Genomic DNA, 6,048 nt, shown 5'->3' with positions numbered 1-6,048 from the left:
ACCGCAGCCCCTTCGGCGTCGAATAGAAACCCGCCGCCATCAGCGCCGTCGCGACAGGAGTGTCCAGGACGTCGACACCGTTGGCCTTCTCCACAGCCATCTTCTCCGCAGCACCACGCCGGATGATGCCGACCAGCGCGGCTGCGGCGAGTACCAGCGTCTCGGCGTCGTCGGTGTAGGTGAGCAGGGTCTTGCCGCCGCGTTCCACATACAGCACCAGTTCGCCGTCGACCATCACCACCAGCGCACCGGCCTTCCGCCCGGGACGGTGCCCGCCGTCGGACGCCGGCCAGAGCAGGGCCGCCCCGTAGGGGTTGGCCGGGTCAGTTGCGGCCAATGCCACCGGCTGCGGCTCCGGCACGGCCAGCTGGTTCTCCCGGGAGAAGGAGCGCAGCCGGTCCACCGTCGCCGGAACGGCGAACTGCGCGGCGCCGAGCTGCTCGATGAAGTACCCGCGCCGGCAGCGTCCCATCTCTTCCAGACGCGCCAGCACCTTATACAGCAGGCCAAATCCGCCCGGAACGCCTTCGCTCGCCACCGACCCGCGGGTCAGGATCCCATAGCGGTCCATCAGCAGCTCGGCGGTGGCGTGGGCGTGGATCGTGGTATCCGCCTCAACCGCCGGGAGTAGGCTCCAACGCCCGGCAACCAGCGGCTGCGGACCCCGCCCGGGAAGGTTCTGCCCTGGTGAATTCCCGTTCTGGCTCTGCCCGCCGAGCTGCAGCGATGCAGTGCTCAGGCTGCCACGCGGCATCCGGCCCAGCCGGCCCAGCCGCGCCGTCCGGGACCGCGGTGTGGACGCCCGCTGCTTGTGGGCGGTCTTGCCGCCGGACAGCAGGGACCGCACGGGGGTGAAAGTGTCGTTCGTGATCCGGCCGGCCCAGACCAGCTCCCACAGCGCGGTAGTGATTTCCGCATCCGGCAGCAGCGGACTGCCGTCCTGCAGCGGCGCACTGTTCATCGCCTCAGCGAGCTGGCGGAAGAAGAACGCACCGGACCCGGAGAGCTGGTCCAGCAGCCGGAGCTGCAGGTCGGTCGGGCTGAAATCCGGGTCGGGGTTCAGGGTCAGCGGAGCGTTTTCGGCCAGATGCAGGGCGATCCAGCCGTCATTTCCGGGCAGGGAACCGGTACCGGACCAGATGACCTCGCCCGTAGCGGTGAGCTCGTCCAGCATCGCCGGCGCATAGTCACGCACCCGCGAACCCAGAATCAGCGGCTCCCAGGCGGAGGCCGGAACCGGCACCCCGGAGAGCTGGTCGATAACGGTCGCGACGCCGTCGAGCCCCCGCAGCGACGACCCCACATTCTGCCAGGCAGGAAGGAAGCGCCCGTACGTGGGCGGATCCACGGGCTCGACGTCGGAACGCAGGGCGGCCAGGGAACGGCGCCTCAGCCGGCGCAGCACTTCCGTGTCGCACCACTCCGACCCGGCGGGAGCCCCCGGAAGGTCAGCCGGAGCCCCTGGAACGGTGATGATGGCCGGGGGAGTCGCCTCGATGCCGTCCGCGGCGTCCAGGACCAGCGCCTCGGTGGGGCGGAACTCGCCTTCCGCAACCCGGCCCTCGCCTGCCAGACGCTGCAATGTGGTGGTGACGACGGCGACGCCCAGTCCCAGCCGGACCGCGGCTTCCGCGGCGGTGAAGGGACCGTGTGTGCGGGCGTAGCGTCCGACCAGGTCGCCGAGCGGATCCGGAACAGGTTCCACGAAGGCCAGCGGAACGCCCATCGGCAGCGGCACACCAAGCGCGTCGCGGAGCCGGGCGGCGTCCTCGATCGCGGCGTACCGCTGGGTTCCGGCGATCCCGGCCAGCAGGGCACGGTTCGACCGGACGAGTTCGGTCAGCAGCGCCTGGGCTTCGGCTTCGGTGGCGTGGCTGGTTTCCGGAGCTTCGGCAGGCTTCCCAGACTCCAGTGGTTCCAGCCGGGCGGCGACTTCGGCCGCGGTCAGCGGTCCGAGCAGGCGCAGCAGGTCCGCAACACCCTCGACCCCGCGGGCCCGGCGGTCCGGCGCCAGGCGCTGCAGCTCGGCCTCGGTCTGCACGATGATCCGTGCGTCCAGCAGTTCCCGCAGTTCCGCCCGGCCGAGCAGTTCGTTGAGCAGCGTCGGGTCCAGTGACAGCGCTGCGGCCCGGCGTTCGGCCAGCGGCGAATCGCCCTCATAGAGGAAGGCTCCGACGTAACCGAACAGCAGGGACCGGGCAAAGGGGGAGGGCTGCGAAGTGGTGGTCTCCACCAACCGGATTTCGCGGCGTTCGACGGCGGCGGCCAGGTCCTTAAGCGCCGGCAGGTCGTAGACATCCTGCAGGCATTCCCGCACGGTTTCGAGCACGATCGGGAAGGTGGGGAACTTCCGTGCGACGTCGAGCAGCTGCGCGGAACGCTGCCGCTGCTGCCACAATGGTGTCCGCTTGGACGGATTCTGCCGCGGCAGCAGCAGCGCCCGGGCGGCACATTCCCGGAACCGGGAGGCGAAGAGCGCCGATCCGCCGACCTCTGCCGTGACAATGGCTTCCAGGTCGTCGGGCTCGAAGAGGAACAGTTCGGCGCCGGGCGGTTCGTCTTCCATCAGCGGAACCCGCAGCACGATCCCGTCGTCGGACGCCATCGCGGAGCCGTCCAGACCGTACCGCTGCTGCAGCCGCGCGCCGACCGCCAGCGCCCACGGCGCGTGCACGGGCATGCCGAACGGGCTGTGGAGGACTACCCGCCAGTCACCGAGCTCGTCGTGGAAGCGTTCAATGACCAGGGTCCGGTCGCTCGGCACCACCTCGGTGGCCTGCTGCTGTTCGCGCAGGTAGGCGACCAGGTTCCCCGCAGCCCATTCATCGAGCCCGACGGCGGCGAGGCGTTCGCGGGCAGCGGGTTCGGAGGTGCCGGCCATTTCCCGGACGAACTTCCCCAGCGCCCGGCCCAGTTCCACCGGCCGGCCCTGCGAATCGCCGCGCCAGAACGGCAGCTTGCCGGGCTGGCCGAAGGCGGGGGAGACCAGCACCCGGTCGTGGGTGATGTCTTCGATCCGCCAGCTGGTGGCACCGAGCGCAAAGACGTCGCCGACCCGGGATTCATAGACCATTTCCTCGTCGAGTTCCCCGACCCGGCGGCTGTTTTTCCCTTCGGAATCGCCCACGAGATAGACCCCGAACAAGCCGCGGTCCGGGATGGTGCCGCCGGAGGTGACGGCCAGGCGCTGCGCCCCGGGACGCCCGGTAATGGTGTTCTCGTTCCGGTCCCAGATGATCCGGGGACGGAGTTCAGCGAACTCATCCGACGGGTAGCGGCCGGACAGCAGGTCCAGGGTCGCGTCGAACGCGGAACGCGGCAGGCCCGCGAATGGCGCGGAACTGCGCACGACGTCGAACCATTCCTCCACATCGATGCTTTCCAGGGCGGTGGCGGCCACGGTCTGCTGGGCCAGGATGTCCAGCGGATTGGCCGGAATGAAGAGGGGCTCGATCTGGCCGGCGAGCATCCGTTCCACGGTGACGGCGGAGTTCAGCAGGTCTCCGCGGTGTTTGGGGAACATCACGCCCTGCGAGATTTCGCCGACCTGGTGTCCGGCGCGGCCCACGCGCTGCAGGCCGCTGGCCACCGACGGCGGGGATTCGACCTGCACCACCAGGTCCACGGCACCCATATCGATGCCCAGTTCCAGCGAACTGGTCGCCACCACGCAGCGCAGCCGCCCGGATTTCAAGTCGTCTTCGATCAGTGCCCGCTGGTCCTTGGACACCGAGCCGTGGTGGGCGCGCGCGAGGACCGGGGCAGTGTTATCGAGGGCAGCGTCGTCGGCAGCTTTATCCGGCTGCCGGGTGCGGATGGACACCCCGGCCTGCGCCATCAGCTGCGCCGGAGCGCGGCCCCCAGACGCGGAAGGCAGAGCGGAGGACGCTGGGCCGCCGGGCACGGACGGCAGCGGTTCGCCGTCGGCTCCGGTGGCTGCCTGGGAGGCCTCCAACCGGTAGGCATGGATCTCGTTCAGCCGGGCTGTGAGCCGTTCAGCCAGCCGCCGTGAGTTGGCGAAGACGATGGTGGACCGGTTCGCTTCGATCAGGTCGGCGATCTTCTCCTCCACATGCGGCCAGATGCTGGCCTGCGGAGCGAAGCCGCCCTCCACGGTGTCCTCGGCCGCGGCGCTGCCGAGGTCCGTCATGTCCTCCACCGGGACCGTGACCGTCAGGTTCCAGTTCTTCCTGGACACCGGCGCGACGATCTTTACCGGGGCATTCCCGCCCAGGAAACGGGCCACGGTTTCCTGCGGCTCCACGGTCGCGGACAGGCCGATCCGCTGCACGGGTTTTTCCAGCAGGGCATCCAGCCGGGCCAGGGACACGGCCAGATGTGCCCCGCGTTTGGTGCCGGCGACGGCGTGGACCTCGTCCACGATCACGGTGTCCACTTCCGAGAGCGTCTCCCGCGCCTGCGAGGTGAGCATCAGGAACAGCGATTCCGGGGTCGTGATCAGGATGTCCGGCGGCCGGGTAAGCAGAGCGCGGCGTTCGTTTTGCGGGGTGTCGCCGGAGCGGACGCCCACGGTAATGGACGGCGTCGGCAGTCCGAGCCGCTTGGCCGTCTGGGTGATGCCAATCAGCGGTGCGCGCAGGTTCCGCTCAACATCGACGCCGAGGGCCTTCAGCGGGGAGATGTACAGGACTTTGGTCTTGCGTTTGGGGACGCGGGAGCGGCCCCGGGGTCCGGCGCCGCCGGAAGGGGTTTCCGCCGGGGGTGTTTCCAGAGGCGCCGTTTCCACAGGCGCCGAGGCAGCGGCGGCGATGAACCGGTCCAGGGACCAGAGGAACGCGGCGAGGGTCTTGCCCGACCCGGTCGGAGCGATCACCAGGGCATTGGAACCGCCCGAGATGGTGTCCCAGGCACCGATCTGGGCAGCGGTTGGCTCGGTGAAGGCCCCCTGGAACCAGTCCCTGGTGGCGGGGGTGAACTTCTGGAGCACCGCGGCTGCCGATGTCATGCACCCATTGTTCCGCACGGCACTGACATTGGGTCGCAGGCGCCGGACGGTTCGGCTGGCGGCTAAACCGCCCCGGTCCCAGTCCCGGCCCCCGTCCCGGCTAAACCGGCCCCGGCCCCCGTCCCGGCTAAACCGGCCCGGTCCTCGTCCCGGCTAAACCGGCCCGGTCCCAGCCCCTGTCCCGGTCCCAGCCCCGGTCCCCGTTCGGTCCACAGCGGCAAGGATCCCATCCGCCAGATCGGCGGGCCGGGTGAACTGCGGCCAGTGCCCGGTGGGCAGGTCGACGAACTCGACTTCCTTGATCCGCGCCAGTTCGCGCACAAAGGGGTGCCCGTCGGTGATCCACTCCTGCAGCACTGTGGAGGGGAACTCACACGCGATCACGGTAGCCGGAACATCCCACCGGCGTTCGTCGGCGGAGAGGTGCTGGGGATCGTAGGCGACAGCGGTCGGCAGCGGGATGGACCGGTCCCGGAACATGGTCCGCAGCTCGTCGGTGAGGCCGATGAGCTCTGCTTCTTCGAAGAAGTGCCAGTCCGGCAGCGGGATTTCCCCCGCCACCACGGGCAGCTGATCGTTAATAACACCGCCGTCTGCCATCGGGCCGGAATCCACGTAAACCGTTCGAACCACCTGTTCCGGACGGACGTCGACCGCGCCGTACGCGATGGCACCTCCACCGGAGTGCCCCACGAGGACCACAGGGCGGTCCAGTTCGTCGATGGCCCGCACGACGGCGTCGATGTGGTCCTGCAGGCTAATTCCGCTGCGGTCCGCATCCCGGGACTCGAGTCCGGGCATCGTCAGGGGGTGGATGGTGTGGCCCGCCGCGGTGAGCGCCGGCGTGACCGCCGACCAGGAGGAGCCGTCCAGCCAGAAGCCGGGAATGAGAAGGATGTCCATGGCGGAACACTATGCCAAGGCGGTGATGGTGGCTATGTAACACCGGAAGAACGGGCTGCCGGGAACCTGAGGGCAGCCGGCCATCCGAGACCGGGAACCTGAGGGCAGCTGGCCACCCGAGGCCGGGAACCTGAGGGCAGCCAGCCATCCGGGACCCGGCCACCCTGGCGCACACCAAG

2 protein-coding genes are annotated in these 6,048 nt (G+C 69.5%); both read right to left on the bottom strand.

Going from position 1 to position 6,048, the window contains the following annotated elements; genetic code table 11:
- The coding region (locus RTN46_RS03265; protein WP_312178990.1) for an ATP-dependent helicase at nt 1–4,966 on the bottom strand (4,966 nt) is incomplete at its 3' end.
- A gap of 153 nt (nt 4,967–5,119) precedes the next feature.
- Nucleotides 5,120–5,869 carry an alpha/beta hydrolase gene (locus RTN46_RS03260; RefSeq protein ID WP_312178989.1) on the bottom strand — a complete coding sequence of 250 codons (750 nt, stop codon included), beginning with the start codon at nt 5,867–5,869 and terminating at the stop codon, nt 5,120–5,122.
- Between the last annotated feature and the right edge of the window lie 179 nt (nt 5,870–6,048).

The organism is Arthrobacter sp. (assembly GCF_031988865.1).
Lineage (GTDB): Bacteria > Actinomycetota > Actinomycetes > Actinomycetales > Micrococcaceae > Arthrobacter_B.
The sequence above is the reverse complement of the archived record's forward strand: the minus strand, read 5'-3'. Positions and strand labels throughout refer to the sequence as shown.

Bases quoted from the DNA above. Each gene is read 5' to 3' on its own strand.
- RTN46_RS03260 (WP_312178989.1), bottom strand. From the start codon at position 5,869: ATGGACATCCTTCTCATTCCCGGCTTCTGGCTGGACGGCTCCTCCTGG.